This is a genomic window from Flavobacterium sp. N502540 (assembly GCF_025947365.1).
Lineage (GTDB): Bacteria > Bacteroidota > Bacteroidia > Flavobacteriales > Flavobacteriaceae > Flavobacterium.
Genome location: NZ_CP110012.1, coordinates 2,305,568 through 2,326,743 on the forward strand (window position 1 = coordinate 2,305,568; position 21,176 = coordinate 2,326,743).

The following is a 21,176-nucleotide window of genomic DNA, read 5'->3' on the forward strand; positions in this document are numbered from 1 at the left end:
CTCTTTTATGTACATGTTACTTTTAATATTGAGAGTGTTTTTGTTTGTAAGATATTTGCTTAAAAAAAAGTAAGAATAAAAAAACTGCAAAAAAACATTATTTTTTTGAAAGAAAATTCACTTACAAGTAGTTTAGGTGCTATACTGTCAAATAACAAAGGAAGAATGATTTCTGAAGTTCCTTATAAGCAGTAATTGATAAACCTTGACATATAAAATTTAATAAGATAACTCAAAAAAAAATTAACAGACTATGATTATTTTTAGTTTTAATCGGTCTCTTACAAGACTACTTTCGTTTTTCGAAAAAAACAGGATTTTTTTTGCCTGGATATGGATTTTAATTGGATGTTCCTTCTCTGGAATAGCACAGAAACCGGGTGGTGTAGGTACCGGACTTAAGTTGTGGCTAGATACCAGCAACGGGGTTACGGCATCGGGAAATAATTTAACAGCCTGGTCAGACAGAGCAGGGGTTAATACCTTTACGGTAAGCGCCACACGGCCAACAGTAAACAATAATGCCATTAATTTTAATCCCACTGTTGCATTTAATAACACGACAGCTAATACATCATATCCTGCCACACAGAATTTGATCGGTAATACCAGTATTACAGCCAAAGATGGGTACGCGGTTTTTAAAATAGATACCAATAATGGAGGTACCGTTATAGGCGGCACTTTACCCGGAGCTAATTACGGAACTGCCTTTTTTGGACAGGAATTTTCTTATATGAAAGTGGGAAATGGGGCTAGTTATTCTTCTTTTCCAATGTCAGACTATGCCAATTATCATCTGTATAATATGGATGTGAGCGGAAGTCCTGTTACAGGTACATTTGATGGTGCCAACCAAGCGGTATCAATAAAAGGAACCTCCTTTTCCGGTTATTCCTTTATACCTGCTGTTGGTACTACCAATAATAAAAATAATAGTGATGGTTGGTACCATCTGCGAGGACAAATAGCCGAAGTTATTTTGTATGATCAAACAACAGCCTCACGAAGAATAAATATAGAATCTTATCTGTCCTTAAAGTATGGTATTCATAAAGCCGGTAATTATGTTGACAGTAATAATAATATACTCTGGAATGCCACGACTAACGCAGCTTATCATAATGATGTATTCGGAATCGGAATGGACAATTTATCCGGATTAAACCAGCCTAAATCCAATAGTATGAATACGGGTAGCGGTGATGGTACCGGGCAAAGTGCAAAAGGGAATATTGTAATTAGTAATCCTTCTTCATTAGCCAACAACGGATTTTTAATAATCGGGCATGATACCGGAGCACTCACAGAACTAACGGAGACATTTGGCACCAATAACAGTAGTGCTAGAAGAAGAATACAAAGAACCTGGAAAGTTCAAAGCACAGGCAATCCCGGAACCGTAACCTTAAGTTATGATATAACCGGTTTAACGTATTCCGCAAAGAGCAGCAGTGATTATGTGCTTTTGGTTGACCCGACAGGTGCCGGCAGTTTCACCGGAACAGGAATCGTGAGCTATTCCCCAACACTCACGGGTAATATACTTTCTTTTGCTAATGTTGATTTACCAACGGGTGCTGTATTTACTTTTCAAACCTTGCTAGCCCCTACTGTTCAGGCAACAAACGTAACTTTTACGAATACAAAAGCGACAACAACTACGGTTGGATGGACAAATGGTAACGGTTCTTCAAGAGCTGTATTTATGTTTGCCGGATCAAGCGGAAGCCCGGTTCCTGTTAACGGAACAACCTATACGGCAAATACTGTTTTCGGTACAGGAACCCAGATTGGTACCGGTGGTTGGTATTGTATTTATAACGGTACGGGTTCAACAGTAGATGTAACGGGGTTAGCTCCGCAGGCCACTTATCAGGTTATGGTTCTTGAGTACAACGATAACGGTTCATCTGGTAACCAGTTATATTTATCTACCACGGCTACAGGTAATCCCGCCGGGGTAACCACTCCCTATGCACAGAAACCGGGTGGTGTAGGTACCGGACTTAAGTTGTGGCTGGATACCAGCAACGGGGTTACGGCATCGGGAAATAATTTAACAGCCTGGTCAGACAGAGCAGGGGTTAACACCTTTACGGTAAGCGCCACACAGCCAACGGTAAACAATAATGCTATTAATTTTCATCCTACTGTTGGATTTAATAACAACGATGGCATGGGAGTATACCCTGCGACACAGAATTTGATTGGTAATACTGCTATTACAGCCAGAGACGGATACGGGGTTTTTAAAATGGGGACTGGTACCATTATAGGCAGTGCATTATCCGGGACAAGTTATGGAGGAGCTTTTTTCGGAGCAGAAAGCCCTCGCATATATGTATCACGTGGGGTTGGAAGTACTCATTCAGGTTTTCTAATGGCAACAGATAGCAATTATCATATGTACAATATGGATATTAGCGGGAGCACTGTTACAGGTAAATTTGACGGTACTGGCCAAACAGTGACAACAGTAGGAACAACCTTCCAAAGTTATACTTTTACTCCTACTGTGGGTACTACCAATAATAAGAATGGTAATGCGCCCCTAAATGGTTGGGATCATTTGAAGGGAGAAATAGCCGAAGTTATTTTGTATGATCAAACAACAGCCTCACAAAGAATAAATATAGAATCTTATCTGTCCTTAAAGTATGGTATTCATAAAGCCGGTAATTATGTTGACAGTAATAATAATATACTCTGGAATGCCACGACTAACGCAGCTTATCATAATGATGTATTCGGAATCGGAATGGACAATTTATCCGGATTAAACCAGCCTAAATCCAATAGTATGAATACGGGTAGCGGTGATGGTACCGGGCAAAGTGCAAAAGGGAATATTGTAATTAGTAATCCTTCTTCATTAGCCAACAACGGATTTTTAATAATCGGGCATGATACCGGAGCACTCACAGAACTAACGGAGACATTTGGCACCAATAACAGTAGTGCTAGAAGAAGAATACAAAGAACCTGGAAAGTTCAAAGCACAGGCAATCCCGGAACCGTAACCTTAAGTTATGATATAACCGGTTTAACGTATTCCGCAAAGAGCAGCAGTGATTATGTGCTTTTGGTTGACCCGACAGGTGCCGGCAGTTTCACCGGAACAGGAATCGTGAGCTATTCCCCAACACTCACGGGTAATATACTTTCTTTTGCTAATGTTGATTTACCAACGGGTGCTGTATTTACTTTTCAAACCTTGATAGCCCCTACTGTTCAGGCAACAAAGGTAACTTTTACGAATACAAAAGCGACAACAACTACGGTTGGATGGACAAATGGTAACGGTTCTTCAAGAGCTGTATTTATGTTTGCCGGATCAAGCGGAAGCCCGGTTCCTGTTAACGGAACAACCTATACGGCAAATACTGTTTTCGGTACAGGAACCCAGATTGGTACCGGTGGTTGGTATTGTATTTATAACGGTACGGGTTCAACAGTAGATGTAACGGGATTAAATCCAAAGACAACTTATCAGGTTATGGTTCTTGAGTACAACGGTTCATCGGATAACCAGTTATATTTATCTACGACCGATACAGGTAATCCTGCCGGGGTAACCACTCTAAATAATGTAGCAACGCTAACCAATTTAAGTATCAATAAGGGTACATTGTCTCCGGATTTTGCAAGCGGTACTATAAGTTACAATGCCAAGGTAGATTATGCAACTAAAAGTATAACCTTAACGCCTACCGTCACGGACAGTAATGCCACGGTAAAAATAAATGGAGTAACGGTAACAAGCGGGAGTGCTTCGGGGGCAATAGATTTGAAAGTTGGTTCGAATGATATTACAACAGTGGTAACGGCTGAGGATGGTACTACAACGAAAACTTATACAACCACAATAGACAGGACGGCACAATCGACAATTTCAACGTCTGGTACATTAGCCGCGTTGACTACGACTTATGGTACCCCATCAGCCTCAACAACGTTTAGTGTTTCCGGGACCAATATGCTCGAAGGGATTTTAATTACGTCACCCTCAGGATTTGAAGTCAGCAGTGATGGTACTACCTTTACGAATTCAATTACAGTTGGTGCGGCCGGAACTATCACATCAAAATCGGTTTATATAAGGTTAAAAGGAACGATTTCGATAGGAAATTATTCCGGAGATATTGTTTTAACCAGTAACACTGCCGAAAACGTCAATGTGGCTACGGCTTCCAGTACGGTCAATAAAGCAGCCTTAACCATCACGGCAGTAGATAAAAGCAAAACTTACGGATCAGCAAATCCGACATTAACGGCTAGTTATAGTGGTTTTGTAAACGGAGACAGCGAAAGCATTTTAACCACTGCACCAAACATCAGCACGACAGCTCAGACAGGAAGTGCGGTTGGAAGCTATGATATAACAGCCGATGGAGCAGCTGCATCCAATTATTCAATCAGTTACACTAAGGGTAGTCTGACGGTCAATAAAGCAGTCTTAACGATCACGGCAGTAGATAAAAGCAAAACTTGCGGATCGGCGAATCCTGTATTAACGGCTGCTTACAGCGGTTTTGTAAACGGAGAAGACCAAAGCAGTTTAACTACTGCGCCGAACCTTACTACCACAGCCGTAACAGAAAGTCCTGTTGGAACATACACTATAACAGCCGGTGGAGCAGTTGCATCCAATTATACCATTAGTTATGCTGATGGAACCCTTACTATAATCGGGACAATTAAATCTACCGATGATTTAGGAGCTCCTGTAAATGGTTATGAAGGAGGTATTGTTGTAAATGTTTTAGACAATGATTTGCTGAATTGTGCAGCGGCAGCAGCAGGTAAAGTGAAAATTGCTTTGGCAAGTACATTACCGTCAGGAATAAATTTTGACACTGCTACGGGTAAAGTAAGTGTAAATCCGCATACGCCATCAGGAACCTATACATTTGATTATACGATTTGTGATCTTTTGAACATTTTAAATTGTAGTACATCTACAGTTACAATAGAGGTTGAAGCTTCGAAAATAGAAACTTCAACTCAAACGCCACCCTTTACTATTGTGGCTACAGGAGGTACTACGCCTTCAGTAGTATCAGATGTTAAAATAAACGGTCAGCCGGTAGTGATCGGGACAAAGCCGGGAGAAGTAACCCTTACAGGTACAAAAGTGCCACCAGGGTTTACGCTAAACCCTGACGGAACGGTTACAGTTCCGCCAAACACACCGGGAGGAAGTTATAAGGTAGAGTATCAGATATGTGAAGTGAGCAACCCTACAAATTGTAGTACATCTACAGTTACAATAGAGGTTGAAGCTTCGAAAATAGAAACTTCAACTCAAACGCCACCCTTTACTATTGGGGCTACAGGAGGTACTACGCCTTCAGTAGTATCAGATGTTAAAATAAACGGTCAGCCGGTAGTGATCGGGACAAAGCCGGGAGAAGTAACCCTTACAGGTACAAAAGTGCCACCAGGGTTTACGCTAAACCCTGACGGAACGGTTACAGTTCCGCCAAACACACCGGGAGGAAGTTATAAGGTAGAGTATCAGATATGTGAAGTGAGCAACCCTACAAATTGTAGTACATCTACAGTTACAATAGAGGTTGAAGCTTCGAAAATAGAAAGTCCAACTCAAACGCCACCCTTTACTATTGGGGCTACAGGAGGTACTACGCCTTCAGCAGTATCAGATGTTAAAATAAACGGTCAGCCGGTAGTGATCGGGACAAAGCCGGGAGAAGTAACCCTTACAGGTACAAAAGTGCCACCAGGGTTTACGCTAAACCCTGACGGAACGGTTACAGTTCCGCCAAACACACCGGGAGGAAGTTATAAGGTAGAGTATCAGATATGTGAAGTGAGCAACCCTACAAATTGTAGTACATCTACAGTTACAATAGAGGTTGAAGCTTCGAAAATAGAAAGTCCAACTCAAACGCCATTCTTTAGTATTGGGGCTACAGGAGGTACTACGCCTTCAGTAGTATCAGATGTTAAAATAAACGGTAAGCCAGTAGTGATTGGGACAAAGCCGGGAGAAGTAATCCTTACAGGTACAAAAGTCCCATCAGGATTTACGCTAAACCCGGACGGTACGGTTACCGTTCCTCCGAATACACCAGGAGGAAGTTATACGGTAGAATATCAGGTATGCGAAGTGACCAACCCTACAAACTGTAGTACAGGTACAGTTAAAATAGAAGTTGAAGAACCGACAAAAGACTGTGTGATTAAGGTATTCAATGCCTTTTCTCCAAATGGAGATTCCCAGAATGATCGTTTCTATATCCAGGGTCTGGAATGTTATCCGGATAATAAGGTAGAAATCTACAATCGCTGGGGCAGGTTGATATTTGAATGTGAGCACTACAATAATGAAGATCGTGTCTTTAAAGGAGGAAATGGTGAATTGACAGGAACCTATTATTATGTCTTAAAATACAGTGATAACAAGTCTCAAACTCATGAAAAAGCTAGCTACCTGTATATCAGTAAATAATAATCAAACAAAAAAAGGCTCAGTCAACAAAAACTGAGCCTTTCTTAAAAGAAAGGATATGAGAAAATTATTTTTATTTTTTATAATTTATTCCACAATTGGATTTGCACAGCAAGATTCACAGTTTACACAATATATGTACAATACTCTTATTATAAACCCTGCTTACGCAGGCTCAAAAGGGACAATGAGTATCTTCGGCTTGTACCGTACCCAATGGGTTGGACTCGAAGGAGCTCCAAAAACAGGTAGTTTTTCTTTGCATACGCCGCTGAACGATAGTAAGTTGGGAATAGGGGGGTCGTTGGTAAACGATAAAATAGGGCCAACAGATGAGAGTATATTATCTGTCGATTTATCTTACACAATACCCACATCGGCCTCCTTTAATCTTTCTTTTGGGATTAGGGGAACAGGCAATTTGTTCAGTTTGGACCAGAATAAACTAAGTCCTGAACTACAGGGAGATCTACAGTTTCAAAATTTAAAAAGTGTGTTTACGCCCAATATGGGAGTCGGGTTATATTGGTATTCCGATAAGGCTTACATTGGTTTGTCGATCCCTAATTTTATCGAAAATAATCGATACAACGATAATAATATATCCATTTTCAAGAATAAAATATGTTACTATTTGATAGGCGGTTACGTATTTGATTTGTCTCCTTCAATTAAATTCAAACCTGCAGTACTTACCAAAATGAGCACAGGATCCTCCTTGCAGATAGACCTTTCGGCAAACTTCATGTACAACGAGAAATTTGTATTTGGAGCTGGTTATCGATCAAATGCTGCAGTAAGTGCTCTGGCTGGGTTTCAGATTACAGAAGGTCTATTCTTAGGATATGCATACGATTTTGACACCACTGCATTGCGGAATTACAATTCAGGTTCACATGAGATATTCCTGCGATTCGAATTGTTCAATAATAGTAATAATAAGGGATTAATGTCACCCAGATTCTTCTAAATTAATAAAGATAGAAACCAGATGGCGAAGGCCCTCTGGTTTTTATAACAAAATAGAACAATAATGTAAGCTGTGATTTTTTTGGAGCAATGTCTGACTAAGAATTATTTTAAAACAGTGTTGATAAAATCCATTACACCAATTCCTTTGTAAGAAGCATATAACGCCTTGTCATAAGCTTCGCTTTTTGCTTTTTTATCTTTGGATTCCGTTTCAACAATCATTTCGTTGAAGATTCTTTCCTGCTCTTCACTATATTTTAAAGAAGCTTCAAGAAGATAAGTCTTAGAAACAAATCCGAACGAAGTCCAGATTTTATTTCTGATTTTTTTGTTTATGCCTTTTAACGGATTGGTAATCATATCTCCGGCATTAAATTTCTACATTCATGTTGGATTAAAAATTGTAAATAGTATACTGATTTACAGTGTGTTTTTGTTGTAAAAACCACAAATCGTTTTTTGAATGTGTTATTATGACGCAATGTAATTGTTTTTTTAATTCGATTTTCATTTTAAGTAAAAATTGTGATAGTTATACCGGGAGTTTTTCTGGAAGAATTCTTATTGAAACAGAAGCTCATTTTTGTAAAAATGTTCCTGATTTATAAAAATGCATTAAATTGCAGGTATATTAAAGGACAGCATGCTGATTTAAGAAACGTTAAATGCCAAAAAAGATAATAGAAAATAGCGAAAACTACCAGCCCGGACTTTCAATTGACTGTGTCATTTTTGGATTTCATGACAATCAGCTAAAAGTTTTACTCATTAAAACTCCATTTGATGAAAAATGGTCTTTACCCGGAGGATTTATACCCATTGAGGAAGATATTGACACTGCAGCCGTAACCGTTTTAAAGGAACGTACCGGAATGCAGGGTATTTTTTTAAGACAGTTTGCCACTTTTGGCCGCGTCAAACGAAACGATCTGGATTTTGGGAATGCCGTACTGGATCACTATAATATTTCCAGAGAAGATGGAAAATGGTTCACTCAGCGTTTTATAACCATTGGATATTATGCCTTAATTGATTTTTTAAAAGCAGTTCCGCAAAAAGAAAACAGTCAGGAAATTATAGAATGGATCGATCACAAAGAAGTTCCCGAGCTTATCCTGGATCATAGAGAAATTCTGGATAGAGCCCTGAATACTCTTAGGATCGAGTTGAATTTAATGCCGGTGGGTTACAATTTGTTGCCCGAAAAATTTACAATTCCACAGCTGCAAAAGCTGTATGAAACGATTTTGGACCGAAAATTAGACAGACGAAACTTTCTGCGTAAAATCACCAATATCGGAATTCTGAACAAACTGGACGAAAAGAAAAACAATGTGGCACACAAAGCCCCAAACTTATATACTTTTGATACTGATAAATACAAAGAGGTCCTAAAAAACGGACTGAATCAGGGATGGTGAAAAACAGGTTTTAAAAAGTAAGATCTTAAAAGACGAGGTAAATATGATTGCAATAGAAACATTTAGAACCCTTGCGTTGTCATTTCCGGACGCCACAGAAGAACCTCATTTTGCGGAAACTTCTTTCCGTATTAACAAAAAAATATTCGCCACTTTTGATGAAAAGAACAATACAGCCGTTTTAAAATTGAACGAAATCGATCAGTCCGTTTTTTGCGCTTCAAGTGAATTGATTTTTTATCCGGTTCCCAATAAGTGGGGCAAACAGGGCTGGACGGTTGTGGAGCTTTCAAAAGTAAGACCAGAAATGTTTGAAGATGCTTTGATTCTTTCTTATCAAAATGTAGCCTTTAAAAAAAAGTGAAAAGTAAGAAGTAAGAAGTAAGAAGTAAGAAGTAAGAAGTAAGAAGTAAGAAGTAAGAAGTAAGAAGTAAGAAGTAAGAAGTAAGAATGTGCTGTTAAGTTACGATAGTTCTGAACGTCAGATTTACTCTGGGTTTTGAAGTCGTTTTTGTGGGAGGTAAACGATGCAGCCAATTCGTTTGGGTAGCATCTTTCATAACCAGTAAACTTCCGTGTTCTAAAATTAAAGAAACAGTTTCTTTGGTTTCCTTGTGTTTGAAGGCAAATTTTCGTTCAGCGCCAAAGCTAACGGAGGCAATGGCACCGTTCTTTTTTAAATCTTTTTCTGCATCACTGTGCCAGGCCATTCCTTCCTCACCGGAATGATATAAATTGAGCAAACAGGAATTAAATGTCTCTCCCGTTTTTTCTTCTATCACCGCTTTTAGTTCCAGTAATTCCGGAGTCCACGCAAGCGCTTTTTTGGTTGTATTGGAATACGTATATTCAAAACCTGAATCGCCATACCACGCCACTTTTCGTTTGGTTAAAATCAATTTACCAAAGATAACAGCTTCATCATTTTTCCATTCAATGGTATTTAAAAGAACCTCCAGATAATGATTGGAGTCTTCCCTCGAAAACAACTTTCCGTAATAATTAACCGTTCCGTCTTTAGGAAGCAGATTCGTTGTTTCGTCTGTATGCGGATTAAATAAGTCCATTTTTCCAGTTTTGATATTCAGTTTTCATGCAATGTCCGCAAGGCCGAAAATTGTTTTCTTTGGCTTCGTTCCCGGTTGAAAAGAAAACCCTGTTTTCGCGTTTCATTCTTTTCCCGGATTTGCATTTTAGCGTTCCGTAGATTTTTAGTTTTCGGTTTCCACCAAAGCAAATTTCTTCATTTTTAATTTTACTTCGTAAATCCGAATCGGAAATTTTTGAGTGTAGAAGCATTTTTTTTAAGTTAAAAAGGTTCAGAGAGGCAAAGGTTCAAAGTTTTTTTGCCTCTGAATCTTTGCCTTCTTAATTTAAAATATTGAGTTGTTTTTTTGAAAGCTTAGAGATTCAAAGTTATTTAGATTCAAGGACTTTGAGCCTCTGTACCTTTGGAACTTTGAACCTTAGAATCTTAGCACTTTAGAACCTCAAGATAAATGACTTTGTGTTTTTTTGTAAATCTGAATCTGGAATTGTAACGCATTGATTGTTAAGATATCAGTTTTTAAGTTGCAAAGGCTTAGAACCTTAGTACCTCAGTACCTTAGAACCTCAAGATAATGCATCATGAAAAATAATCCCCAAGGTGTGCCGTTCGCCCGAATGTATTTCGCTTACACCATGTTTCATATTGACCCGATAATATCCTTTTGTACCTTTTACGGGTCTGAAATTGGTGGTAAAAACTAAAACGTCTCCTTTTTTAGGTTTCAGCACAATAGCTTTGGATTGCGCCCGAGGTGTTTGCTGTGTCAGTACAAATTCTCCACCTGTAAAATCTTCATCGGGTTCGTTCAGGAAGAGAACGATTTGAATTGGAAAATAAACATCTCCATACAAATCCTGATGCAGTGTATTGAAACCGCTTTTACCATATTTTAAAATCAGAACAGTTGCTTTTAATTGATGATTGGCATGGCATTGTTCCAGTAATTCCTGATGCGTATCCGGAAAAACGGTCTGAATATTAAGTGCTTTCATCCAGGCGTTTGCGATAGGAGCGAGTTTAGGATAAATAGAAGTACGAATGTTCTGAATCAGATCGGGTAAGGGATAAGCGAAGTATTTGTATTCCCCTAAACCAAAGCGGTAGCGTTCCATGACCACCGTTTTTCGGTATAATTCAGGCGTTGAATAATCGGCTTTTAGAGCTTCACATTGTTGGTTGTCTAACAGATTTGGAATAACGGCAAATCCGTTTTCGTGCATAGATTCGGTGATGCTGTCCCAATGAAGGGAAGCAATTTTTGATTGTATATTTTGCATAATGATTTTAAGTTGAGGTTTTTTGCCATGGACCGAGCGATAGCGAACGGGAGAAGTAATTCACGAATTATAGCAATTCTGCCGGCAAAGATTTAAAAAAAATAATTCGTGAATTTGTGACAGAAAATTATGGATTTATCTGTGCGCCTTCCCACCCAATAATGGCCGTTTTACGGGTGTTTCCCCACATGTATCCACCAAAGGTTCCGGTGGATTGAATTACACGGTGACAGGGAATTAAAAAAGCTACAGGGTTACTTCCGATCGCGGTACCAACAGCACGGGAAGCATTGGGCTTCTCAATTTGCTGTGCGATTGAACCATAAGTAGAAAGTTGTCCCATTGGGATTTTTAAAAGAGTTTCCCAAACTTTCAATTGAAAATCGGTACCTTTTAAATGCAGTTTAATTTCGGCTAATTTGCTCCAGTCATTTTGAAAAATAAACAGTGCATTTTGTTGTATTAAGTCCAGTTTTCGGCAAAATGTGGCGTTAGGGAATTTATGTTTTAAGTCTTCAAAGCCCTTTTCTTCGTTTTCGGCAAAAGCCATAAAACAAACTCCTTTAGGTGTTGAAGCCACAATGATATTTCCAAACGGACTTTCGGCAAAACTGAAGTTAATTTCTAAGTTCTTTCCCCCATTTTTATACTCGGCAGGCGTCATTCCTTCGATGTTTACAAACAAGTCATGCAAACGGCTGGTTCCCGAAAGACCGGTATCAAAAGCGGCATCAAATAAAGTAGCCTGACGGTCTTCCTGAAGTATTTTCTTGGCGTGTTCGACGCTAATATATTGTAAAAACTTCTTCGGACTTGTGCCTGCCCATTCGGTAAACAAACGCTGAAAGTGAAAAGGACTTAAATGCACTTTTTCGGCAACTTCATCAAGATTGGGCTGCGCTTTAAAATTGGCTTTGATATAATCAATCGCTTCAGCAATTCGATTATAATTAATGTTTTCCTGTGTGTTCATCTTCGTTTCATTTTATAAGGCAAATATCGACACGTTTTTGCGGGCATAAAATCCGAAACTTGCGGAAGTAATAGTTTGTTTCAAGTTTCAGGTTTCATGTTCTGCTAAAATTTGAAACCTGAAACTTGAAACCTGAAACCTGAAACCTGAAACAATTACAGCTGCAATTCTTTCTCCATTTTGTAATTAATCAACTCAACACCGGACCGAATGTTTATCTGCTCGGCTTTTACAACAAAACCGCTTTTTTCAAAAAAAGGTCTGGCCGTAATACTGATGTCTGATGTTATGATTTTTGAATGTTGTCTTTTGGCTTCAAGTTCTAATTCGGTTAAAAGCTTATGGGCGATTCCCTGTTTTTGATAGTCTTTGTGGATATAAAAGAAATCAATATAATTTCCGTTCTTCAAGGTTCCAAAACCAACCGTTTTAGTTGCTATGATAGCCAGTAAAACAAATTGTGTTTGAATAACGTCTAACCAACGTTCGGTATTTTGCACACCCGAAATCCAGACTTCAATTTGCTTTGGATCATAATCGTTTTTACAGACCGATTGTATGGTTTCGGTGTACAATTGCTGCATTTCCGCTAAGTCTGAAATTGTTGCTTTTTTGAAATTCATTAAATTTCTGATTTATAGTGTAAGGAGTGTTTTTATAATATCATTTGATAGTATCAATGATTGATTTAAAATACCTTAATGCGTGGTAGTTTTAGAAAAAACATTAATGACAATAACACCTGCCATAATCAATGTTAATCCAATTATCGCTGGTACATCAGGGATTTGTTTGAAGAAAACAGCGCCAATAATCGTGATCAGTACAATCCCAACTCCCGACCAGATGGCATAAGCAATTCCGACCGGAATGGTTCTGATGGCAAAACTTAAAAAATAGAAAGCGGCAAAATACCCCAAAATGGTAATAATACTTGGGATTAGTCGGGTAAATTCTTCAGATTTTTTTAGGGCCGAAGTAGCAATGATTTCAAAGATTATAGCAATGCCTAAAAAGAAAAAGTTTTTCATATCACGTTTTTTACAAAGATAGTTTTATTAAAAGAAGAACTTTATTTGAGATCGTCTTTTGCGACGGAAACACTAATGAGCTTGTAACCCTTTTCGGTTCGAAGAAATTCAAAATGATCCTGTTTAAAATCGGCTTTATTTTTTGAATTAATAATAATGTTTTTGACCGGGTACCTCCATTCTTCAGGTTCATTACAGTTATTAAAGTACGCATTATATTCACTCGTTTCAAAAATAAAAGGATTCAGCCCATCAGACGAAATAAAATAATCCGTTCCGGAAGCTTTAAGTTGCTGAAGTTTTAATTTTAACAGAGCATAATTTTCTTCAATAAATTTTGTCTTTGATTCGCTTTTCCATCCATTTGGTTCTTTCCAGTAAGTGATTTTATTAAAGGAGATCTTCATTAAATTTTCTTTGGATAAATCAGAAAGCAAATTGTTTTTTAACCACAATTTAAATTCCTTATCGTAATTAATAAAAGAATAATATTCACCATCAACGCCGGCAAAATTCTCTCTTATTTCTTCTTTATTAAGGACTTTTGATTTTTGTAACGAATAAAAGTTAAGATCAGTATTGTCTTTGAAATCCTCAATTAAGATTTTGTTGTTAAGGTCTATCAGGTACCTTTTTCCACCCGTCCAGAAAAAATGTTCACCGTCCTGCTTTTTTACAGCGTCTTTTAGTGCTGTAATCATTCCGTTTTGAACTTTTGATAAAACATTATAATCAGCAGGAATTGCAATTTTGCCTTGACTATTAAACATTCCGGTTTTATCTGTTTTTCGGTCCGTAAATCTGATGTAACCTTCATTTTCACAATCCGGGCCGTTATCAAAAATATAGAGGCTGTCACGTCCCACTACTTTACCGGATTTGGTCAGATAATAGCTCTTCCAGTTTTTACCAGTTTCTTCGGTTACGGCAATAATTTTGTCAAATTTACGGGCAGTAGTGAATCCCATAAACTTTGGTGTTATTTTGATAGTTCCGTTTATGTCTTTAAATCCAATATGTGTGGTGTCTTTATCCCAAAATGAAATCCAGAGGTCTTTTTTTTGTGCGAGTATAACACAATTAGTAAAGAAGTACAGGCAAAAAACTAGAAATCGTTTCATAAAGGCAAATTTCCAGTAAAGATAAGAATAACATTTTCTAAAAATAGACCTTGGATATTTGGGAGGAAAAGCAGTACTTTTCGAGAAAAAATAGATGAATAGAATTGTATTGATTTTGATGGGCTTTAGCCTTTCCGTGTTTTCTCAAAAAAAACAACCAAGTAAAGAAGAGAAAGACATGATTTATGAAATGACTTATAACATAAATAAAGAAATTTTTAAGACTCCTGACTTTCCGTTTAAAAAAGTAAATAGAAAAATGGATGAAATTCAGAAGAAAGCAATTCAATCTGCTGAGGTGATAAATTCTTCTATAGATACAATTATTTCTCGAGGAGTGTTGAAATTGGAGAAATCTACTTATGGATACGATTTGTTGTTTAATTCCCGTTTTCCTTCCTATTTTAAAGAAAATGATGAAACTACTATTGTCGATTTTCACCCCGTAACAAGCAAACTGTTTAATTCGAAAAAAGAGTTGATTGAAATTCAGCATGTCGGTGGGACTTCTTTTGGAATAGAGGTTTTGTACAAATACAAGAACGGAAAAGAGGTTAATTTGAATTTTACGACGTTGCGGAAGCAGGATCAGATCAACAATGCCATAAATTTTAAAAACAATAATGAACTTTCTGAAATTAAAGGAAGTGTAGTTTACAATATTAAATTCATTACGGATTATTCTCAGGTAAAGCTTTCTCAAAAAAACATAGGAAGTACGTTTAAGCTGAATAATAAGGAGTACAAGTTAGTAGAGGTTATAAACAATGTGATTTTGATTGAGGCTGTCGATCCGAATAGCGATCAGGAAAATAAGATGCGCATGGTGAATTATGATGCGCATGGCAATGTATTGGTTAGCTACAGTGACAAGGAAATGGCAGAATTAAAGAAGAAAAATAAAAAAATCAATGATGAAAGAGCTGGTTTTGGTGATATAAGAGGTAATATAAGTAAACGTGTTTTTGAGGTTTTTAAGGCTAATCCTAAAATGAGTTTTGAAGAATTTAAAAAAATATTTACGATAGAGGATATAATAAATGAAAAAAAGAATTACCTCTTTATTCAGACTATTGCGCCAATAAAAAATGATTTCGTTCTTTATGAGCCTGTTTATGGTATAGACAGGTCTTTTGAGATGATTCCGAATCTGAAAGAGCCAGAGTCAAAAAAAATGAGGGCAGAAGATTATAATGCTCCACAATTATCTGCAAATTGGGATGAGAAGCTATTCGGAGATATTAAAGAATACACAGAGAACTTTTACTATGCAACAAAAAAGAACGGCAAGTATGTAAAAGGTAAAATGCAAAATTATACCACTTATAAAAAGAATGCAAACGGAGAATTTGTAAAAGATGATATGTTCCCTGAAAAATCGGATTATCCGGAGAACAAGTATAATAATTTGAAGCAAAAGACAGAATCTATAAGTTATGACGATGATGAAAAGGTGAGTGGAAGAACGATTTATAGTTACGGACCCGACAAAAAAATAGTAGAAGAGAAAAATTATTTTTCGGATAATGATACTTTAAGAAGTTTGGTGAAATATAAATACGATAAAAATCAAGTTATAAAAACAAACTTTTCTTATGATTATCAGGGAGGAGAAACTCAAATTACAGAATCTGAAGAAGTATTCGTATATGATGAAAGAGGAAATCTGATAGAAGAACATTCGAAATTTAACAAAGAAGATTCCGGCTATTTAGATGAATTGGTGGTTTTTAGTAAATACGATGTTAATAATAGAAAAATTGAACAATCAAGTAAAGATTCACAATTGGGCAGGAATGGTAAAATTGAGTTGGATACAAGATGGCAGTATCTTAAAATAGACAATCAAAAAAACTGGACCGAAATGTTTTTTGAGGGAGGACTAAGTTCAGAAAAACAAGAGGCAAATTTTGTTGAGAGAATATTTGTCTATGAATAGTAAGTAGTGCTAAAAACTATACCCGACAGGTTTTTAAAACCTGTCGGGTATAAAAGATATTTTTTTAATTTTCCTATGGATTAAGCGACAATCCGACGCTGAAAAACAGTCTGACTTTGTCGATATTATTGATCCAGGAAGTATCAAAATGAATTGGGCCTAAAATAGACTGATAGGAAATGGCTGCTCCTCCGGATAATACAAGGCTGGTTTCGAAATTATGATCCCAATTTCCTTTTGGCTTAAATGCCTGGTCGATGAAATTGCCAAAACTGTCAAAACCTACAGAGGCAATATTAACATGAGGGGTCAGATAGATTTTTCCGGTAAGATTTATTTGCGAGGCGAGTTTAAGCCCCATATATTGTGTAACATTGAGTTCGTCTTCATGCAGACCCGGGAATGAAAAGCGATTACTGCCGGAACTTGGGATAATACCACCAAGAAAATATCTTGTTGCATAACCAAAATCGAAAAACGAAATTTGATTGTTTTTGAGCTGATCCTGAAAAATAAAACAAGCATCAAATCCTACGATTCCTGTGATTTTCTTTTTTAAGGGCAACCTCTTTTCAAAGCTTAAACCAAATTTCGTATAATTATTTGTTGAGCCGGAAAGATGCAGGACATCTGGGGCGGAAATGGAGGCGTTGACATTGCTAAGGAGTGATCGCGTTATATTTGATTTTATAATGGTTCCGTTTGTAGCAAAGAAAACTTTATCCATATCATTATAGGAATAATGCATGTTGAATTCGATATTATTAGAGCTGTAGTTGTTTAGTGAAACTGCGTTCGGATTGTATTCCCGGTCATATTTTGGTTTGAAGTAGGTGTAGTGATAGTTTAAACCAAAACCAAAATAGCTTTTCAGCGAATTTAAATTTCTGTTTACCTCATTGTTAAATTCAAATGTATTATAAAGGATATTATCTGAGGCTTTGCCATTAAGGTAAATTTCCTGTGTTAGGAAAGCTCCGTAAAGTTCCGTACCCCACCACCATTCTCTGCGTCCTCCAAAATTTTTCTGAAAATTGATTCTGCCTTTTGGTTGTTCTGCTATATCGGCAGTAACCAAAAGTCGGGAAGCATCGGCAAGGACGTTTCTGGCGGTGTAGTTAAAAATAACACCAACACCTCTATAAGTGTCATAATGTACGGAGGTATTTAGCTGATTTTTGGCACGCTCAAATCCAAATAATGTAATTCCGGATTTGTCGCCGTCTTTGACAAAATGACTATAGGTAATCTCATCAAAAAGATTGGTGCCCATAGCCCTGTTTATACCAGCAATTAAATCTTTGGAGGTGTATTTTACATGGGTTTTAAGATTTGCTCTTCCAACTACTAAAGGAAGATTTTCCGGGCTTATTTTTTTATAAACTATAGTGTCAAGAACAAATTCTTTAGGCATGTAGGGCAATTTGTGAATTCGTTGCGGAAATCCCTTTAATTTTTCCGATAAAGCAATTAGAGCCGGAAGATTTTGATTTGCGGCTATTTTACCGTCTTTATAGATTTCGTTACTGGCTGCAAAATCAGCTGTTGAGAAACGCAGGTTGGGCATGTGGTCAACTAATATGGTACACAGATCACGGTTTGCAGGGTTTTTAAGATTACTCGGAAACATACTGGTCTGCATCAATACCGTCATAATATTGTTTAATTTGCCCATAGGCTGCATTCCTCCACCTACATCGCTGCCAATAATAATGTCGGCACCCATTTGTTTGGCAACATCAGTAGGGAAATTGTTTAATACACCTCCGTCTACTAATAAGGTTTTTTCATAAGGCATTGGTTTGAAAATAGCAGGCAAAGACATACTGGCCCGCATGGCATAAGCTAAATTGCCTTTGCTTAAAATAACTTCTTTCCCTTCTCCTAAGTCGGTAGCCATAGCTCTAAAGGGGATAGGGAGACTGTCAAAATCTCTGATATTATATACAGGAAAAGTTAATTCAGAAAGAGATTCTCTTAGATTTTGATCATTTAAAAGAGAACCAACGCTATTGAGTTTTCCATCTTTAATCCCTATTCCGACCAAGTATCTTTGGAATTCTCTTTTTTCTTCTGCACTTACAGATTGCAAGGATTGGCCTCCGCCAAGGAGTTTATTCCAATAAATATTTTTAGTGATTTTTTCGATACTATCACCGGAATATCCCATAGCATATAGTCCGCCAATAATACTCCCCATACTATTTCCAACAATAAGATCAGGTACAATGTGTAGAGAATCCAGTTTTTGTAACAGCGGAATATGTGCAATTCCCTTTGCTCCGCCACCACTTAATACTAAAACAACTTTAGGTTTTTTTTCCTGAGAAAAAAGGATGTGCGGAAGACCTAATAAAAACAAGAAGACGAATAAACAAGATGTTTTTTTCAAGAGTGCTTTGTTTTTGTAGTTGAGAAGTAGTGGCTTATTTGAATTCTTAAAATTAAAAAGTTATTCTGAAAAAAACTTTTTTTGACAGATTTTTTTTTCTTAGAAATAGATCTGTCCTTTATTTATGAAAACCTATTAAAAACAAAACCCGACAGATTTTTAAAATCTGTCGGGTTTTAATATGCAATTGAAGAAATCTAAAAATCAGAAATCTGCAATCTAAAATATTAATATCTGTAGTATTCCGGTTTGAATGGACCTTGAACTTCAACACCAATATAAGCAGCCTGATCTTCGCGAAGAACTTCAAGTTCAACTCCTAATTTAGCTAAGTGTAAAGCAGCTACTTTTTCATCTAAATGTTTTGGTAACATATAAACGTCATTGTTGTAAGCAGCGCTGTTGTTCCATAATTCGATTTGAGCCAAAGTCTGGTTGGTAAATGAGTTACTCATTACAAAACTTGGGTGACCTGTAGCACAACCAAGGTTTACCAAACGACCTTCAGCCAGGATGATGATATCTTTTCCTGCGATAGTATATTTGTCAACTTGTGGTTTGATTTCGATTTTAGAAGCACCGTGGTTTTTGTTCAACCAAGCCATATCGATTTCGTTATCGAAGTGTCCGATGTTACAAACAACAGTTTTATCTTTCATTTGCTCGAAGTGCTCTCCAAGAACGATATCTTTATTTCCTGTAGTAGTAATGATGATGTCAGCATTAGCAATTACAGTGTTTAATTTTTTAACTTCATAACCGTCCATTGCAGCTTGTAAAGCACAAATTGGGTCAATTTCAGTAACAGTTACAATAGATCCGGCACCTCTGAAAGAAGCAGCAGTTCCTTTTCCAACGTCACCATATCCACAAACTACAACTCTTTTTCCAGCCAACATTAAGTCAGTTGCACGACGAACAGCATCCACTGCAGATTCTTTACAACCGTATTTATTGTCAAATTTAGATTTAGTAACAGAGTCGTTAATGTTAATTGCAGGCATTGGTAAAGTTCCGGCTTTTACTCTTTCGTAAAGTCTGTGAACACCAGTAGTAGTTTCTTCAGATAATCCTTTAATTCCAGGAACCAATTCAGGGAAACGGTCAATAACCATGTTAGTTAAATCTCCACCATCATCAAGGATCATGTTCAATGGTTTTCTGTCTTCACCAAAGAATAAAGTTTGCTCAATACACCAGTCAAATGATTGCTCATCAAGACCTTTCCAGGCATAAACCTGAATTCCTGCAGCAGCAATAGCAGCAGCAGCCTGATCCTGAGTGGAGAAAATGTTACAAGAAGACCAGGTAACTTCAGCACCAAGAGCAATTAAAGTTTCGATCAAAACAGCAGTTTGAATCGTCATGTGTAAACATCCAGCAATACGAGCACCTTTTAAAGGTTGTTCGTCTTTATATTCAGCACGAAGCGCCATTAAACCTGGCATTTCAGCTTCAGCCAATTCAATTTCTTTTCTTCCCCAAGCCGCTAGAGAGATGTCTTTTACTTTGAAAGCCACAAAAGGCGTAGTTGTAGTACTCATTTATAGTATATTTGTAATTGTAAAATTTTTGCAAATTTACGGAATAGGTTTTTAATTTAGACTACTTTCTGTCAGAATTGTGAAATGTTTAATTTCTTAATCTTTAGAATATTAGTTGATTACTGCGGTGGTTATATGGAGTGTAGTCGAAATAAGAAGCTAATCCTGCTGTACACTATATCTTTTGCAGTCTCGTAAAAAAAACGAGACTGCAAAAGGATGCCGTTCCCATCAGGGCTAAAAGACGAGACGTTAAATAAGAAATTTCGTTTTCAAATCAGGAAAACAACTCATAACTAAAAACTCATAATTAAAAAAGAATGCCTTTATTTGAAACCATACAATTCAACGAAACGACTAAAATCTTAGTTTGGCACATAACAGAATCTTTTGAGGAGTTAGTGAGCAATATAGTTTTAAAAGAGAAAACACAGTTAAGGTTGAACGGAATGAAATCGCAAATGCATCAGCGTGCCTTTTTGAGCGTTCGCATGCTGATTCAGGAAATGGGTTTTACAGATCAGGATTTGCATTACGACGAATTTGGGAAGCCATATTTCAATTGCGAAAATCATATCTCCATCACACATTCATATGATTTTGCAGCTATTATAATTAGTGATAAAACAGTAGGAATTGATATGGAGTTGCAACGCGAAAAGATTCTTCGCATCGCCGACAAATTTGTAGAAACCGAAAATACCTATTTGAATACCCAAAACACACCGGACTACATCAGGGAACTGACGGTAATCTGGGGAGCCAAAGAAGCAATCTTTAAAATCAGAAACGAAAAAGGAATCAGTTTTAAAGATCATATCAGCGTAAATGCGTTTTCGTTAGATAAAAGCCAAACGAAGGCAAGCCTTGATTTTAATGAACTGGCAGTGGATTTTGAGGTGCATTACAAAGAAATTAAATCGAATACTTCAGGGCAGAATTTTACCTTGGTTTATGCTTTTGAGAGATAAAGACTTAAT

16 protein-coding genes are annotated in these 21,176 nt (G+C 37.1%); 6 read left to right on the plus strand and 10 right to left on the minus strand.

The window, feature by feature from the left end:
* The first annotated feature begins 253 nt into the window (after nucleotides 1-253).
* Both OLM58_RS10045 and OLM58_RS10050 read left to right on the plus strand, forming a co-directional pair.
* Nucleotides 254-6,475 carry an MBG domain-containing protein gene (locus OLM58_RS10045; RefSeq protein WP_264532171.1) on the plus strand — a complete coding sequence of 2,074 codons (6,222 nt, stop codon included), beginning with the start codon at nucleotides 254-256 and terminating at the stop codon, nucleotides 6,473-6,475.
* Between the two features lie 58 nt (nucleotides 6,476-6,533).
* Nucleotides 6,534-7,445, plus strand: coding sequence for a type IX secretion system membrane protein PorP/SprF (locus OLM58_RS10050; RefSeq protein ID WP_264532172.1), 912 nt, complete (start codon nucleotides 6,534-6,536; stop codon nucleotides 7,443-7,445).
* 104 nt (nucleotides 7,446-7,549) lie between these two features.
* Here the strand turns inward: OLM58_RS10050 and OLM58_RS10055 are convergent, their stop codons facing one another.
* The gene (locus OLM58_RS10055; protein WP_264532173.1) at nucleotides 7,550-7,807 is read right to left on the minus strand and encodes a hypothetical protein; all 258 of its coding nucleotides are present in this window, start codon (nucleotides 7,805-7,807) and stop codon (nucleotides 7,550-7,552) included.
* Nucleotides 7,808-8,112: 305 nt separating this feature from the next.
* Here OLM58_RS10055 and OLM58_RS10060 point away from each other — a divergent pair, with 305 nt between their 5' ends.
* The gene (locus OLM58_RS10060) at nucleotides 8,113-8,868 is read left to right on the plus strand and encodes an NUDIX hydrolase (RefSeq protein ID WP_264532174.1); all 756 of its coding nucleotides are present in this window, start codon (nucleotides 8,113-8,115) and stop codon (nucleotides 8,866-8,868) included.
* A 43-nt stretch (nucleotides 8,869-8,911) separates the two neighbouring features.
* The gene (locus OLM58_RS10065) at nucleotides 8,912-9,232 is read left to right on the plus strand and encodes an MmcQ/YjbR family DNA-binding protein (protein ID WP_264532175.1); all 321 of its coding nucleotides are present in this window, start codon (nucleotides 8,912-8,914) and stop codon (nucleotides 9,230-9,232) included.
* Nucleotides 9,233-9,326: 94 nt separating this feature from the next.
* Here OLM58_RS10065 and OLM58_RS10070 read toward each other — a convergent pair whose 3' ends face one another.
* From OLM58_RS10070 to OLM58_RS10100, 7 genes are all read right to left on the minus strand, one after another.
* Nucleotides 9,327-9,935 carry an alpha-ketoglutarate-dependent dioxygenase AlkB family protein gene (locus tag OLM58_RS10070; protein WP_264532176.1) on the minus strand — a complete coding sequence of 203 codons (609 nt, stop codon included), beginning with the start codon at nucleotides 9,933-9,935 and terminating at the stop codon, nucleotides 9,327-9,329.
* The gene (locus OLM58_RS10075) at nucleotides 9,922-10,167 is read right to left on the minus strand and encodes an Ada metal-binding domain-containing protein (RefSeq protein ID WP_264532177.1); all 246 of its coding nucleotides are present in this window, start codon (nucleotides 10,165-10,167) and stop codon (nucleotides 9,922-9,924) included. The genes OLM58_RS10070 and OLM58_RS10075 overlap by 14 nt, the downstream gene beginning before the upstream one ends.
* A 315-nt stretch (nucleotides 10,168-10,482) precedes the next feature.
* Nucleotides 10,483-11,196: a 2OG-Fe(II) oxygenase gene (locus OLM58_RS10080; protein WP_264532178.1), complete on the minus strand. Its 714-nt coding sequence runs from the start codon at nucleotides 11,194-11,196 to the stop codon at nucleotides 10,483-10,485.
* Between the two features lie 127 nt (nucleotides 11,197-11,323).
* On the minus strand, nucleotides 11,324-12,169 hold the full coding sequence (locus tag OLM58_RS10085) for a methylated-DNA--[protein]-cysteine S-methyltransferase (protein WP_264532179.1): 846 nt from the start codon (nucleotides 12,167-12,169) through the stop codon (nucleotides 11,324-11,326).
* Nucleotides 12,170-12,324: 155 nt separating this feature from the next.
* The gene (locus OLM58_RS10090) at nucleotides 12,325-12,792 is read right to left on the minus strand and encodes a GNAT family N-acetyltransferase (RefSeq protein WP_264532180.1); all 468 of its coding nucleotides are present in this window, start codon (nucleotides 12,790-12,792) and stop codon (nucleotides 12,325-12,327) included.
* A gap of 75 nt (nucleotides 12,793-12,867) precedes the next feature.
* Nucleotides 12,868-13,200 carry a DMT family transporter gene (locus OLM58_RS10095; RefSeq protein ID WP_264532181.1) on the minus strand — a complete coding sequence of 111 codons (333 nt, stop codon included), beginning with the start codon at nucleotides 13,198-13,200 and terminating at the stop codon, nucleotides 12,868-12,870.
* Nucleotides 13,201-13,241: 41 nt separating this feature from the next.
* The gene (locus OLM58_RS10100) at nucleotides 13,242-14,321 is read right to left on the minus strand and encodes a hypothetical protein (protein ID WP_264532182.1); all 1,080 of its coding nucleotides are present in this window, start codon (nucleotides 14,319-14,321) and stop codon (nucleotides 13,242-13,244) included.
* A 94-nt stretch (nucleotides 14,322-14,415) separates the two neighbouring features.
* Between OLM58_RS10100 and OLM58_RS10105 the strand changes: the two genes are divergently transcribed.
* Nucleotides 14,416-16,260, plus strand: a complete 1,845-nt coding sequence (locus OLM58_RS10105; protein ID WP_264532183.1) for a hypothetical protein — start codon at nucleotides 14,416-14,418, stop codon at nucleotides 16,258-16,260.
* Between the two features lie 73 nt (nucleotides 16,261-16,333).
* On the opposite strand, the gene OLM58_RS10110 is transcribed toward OLM58_RS10105, so the two are convergent.
* On the minus strand, nucleotides 16,334-18,652 hold the full coding sequence (locus tag OLM58_RS10110) for a patatin-like phospholipase family protein (protein ID WP_264532184.1): 2,319 nt from the start codon (nucleotides 18,650-18,652) through the stop codon (nucleotides 16,334-16,336).
* Between the two features lie 227 nt (nucleotides 18,653-18,879).
* Entirely contained in the window at nucleotides 18,880-20,196 is a 1,317-nt protein-coding gene (ahcY, locus tag OLM58_RS10115; RefSeq protein WP_017497980.1) for an adenosylhomocysteinase, read from the minus strand.
* 320 nt (nucleotides 20,197-20,516) lie between these two features.
* Here ahcY and OLM58_RS10120 point away from each other — a divergent pair, with 320 nt between their 5' ends.
* Nucleotides 20,517-21,167 (plus strand): 4'-phosphopantetheinyl transferase family protein, encoded by a 651-nt coding sequence (locus OLM58_RS10120; protein WP_264532185.1) that lies wholly within the window; start codon nucleotides 20,517-20,519, stop codon nucleotides 21,165-21,167.
* Nucleotides 21,168-21,176 lie beyond the last annotated feature (9 nt).

What these genes read in the sequence shown, in the direction of transcription:
- OLM58_RS10045 (WP_264532171.1), top strand. Translation starts at nt 254, where the DNA reads ATGATTATTTTTAGTTTTAATCGGTCTCTTACAAGACTACTTTCGTTT.
- OLM58_RS10050 (WP_264532172.1), top strand. Translation starts at nt 6,534, where the DNA reads ATGAGAAAATTATTTTTATTTTTTATAATTTATTCCACAATTGGATTT.
- OLM58_RS10055 (WP_264532173.1), bottom strand. Translation starts at nt 7,807, where the DNA reads ATGATTACCAATCCGTTAAAAGGCATAAACAAAAAAATCAGAAATAAA.
- OLM58_RS10060 (WP_264532174.1), top strand. Translation starts at nt 8,113, where the DNA reads ATGCCAAAAAAGATAATAGAAAATAGCGAAAACTACCAGCCCGGACTT.
- OLM58_RS10065 (WP_264532175.1), top strand. Translation starts at nt 8,912, where the DNA reads ATGATTGCAATAGAAACATTTAGAACCCTTGCGTTGTCATTTCCGGAC.
- OLM58_RS10070 (WP_264532176.1), bottom strand. Translation starts at nt 9,935, where the DNA reads ATGGACTTATTTAATCCGCATACAGACGAAACAACGAATCTGCTTCCT.
- OLM58_RS10075 (WP_264532177.1), bottom strand. Translation starts at nt 10,167, where the DNA reads ATGCTTCTACACTCAAAAATTTCCGATTCGGATTTACGAAGTAAAATT.
- OLM58_RS10080 (WP_264532178.1), bottom strand. Translation starts at nt 11,196, where the DNA reads ATGCAAAATATACAATCAAAAATTGCTTCCCTTCATTGGGACAGCATC.
- OLM58_RS10085 (WP_264532179.1), bottom strand. Translation starts at nt 12,169, where the DNA reads ATGAACACACAGGAAAACATTAATTATAATCGAATTGCTGAAGCGATT.
- OLM58_RS10090 (WP_264532180.1), bottom strand. Translation starts at nt 12,792, where the DNA reads ATGAATTTCAAAAAAGCAACAATTTCAGACTTAGCGGAAATGCAGCAA.
- OLM58_RS10095 (WP_264532181.1), bottom strand. Translation starts at nt 13,200, where the DNA reads ATGAAAAACTTTTTCTTTTTAGGCATTGCTATAATCTTTGAAATCATT.
- OLM58_RS10100 (WP_264532182.1), bottom strand. Translation starts at nt 14,321, where the DNA reads ATGAAACGATTTCTAGTTTTTTGCCTGTACTTCTTTACTAATTGTGTT.
- OLM58_RS10105 (WP_264532183.1), top strand. Translation starts at nt 14,416, where the DNA reads ATGAATAGAATTGTATTGATTTTGATGGGCTTTAGCCTTTCCGTGTTT.
- ahcY (WP_017497980.1), bottom strand. Translation starts at nt 20,196, where the DNA reads ATGAGTACTACAACTACGCCTTTTGTGGCTTTCAAAGTAAAAGACATC.
- OLM58_RS10120 (WP_264532185.1), top strand. Translation starts at nt 20,517, where the DNA reads ATGCCTTTATTTGAAACCATACAATTCAACGAAACGACTAAAATCTTA.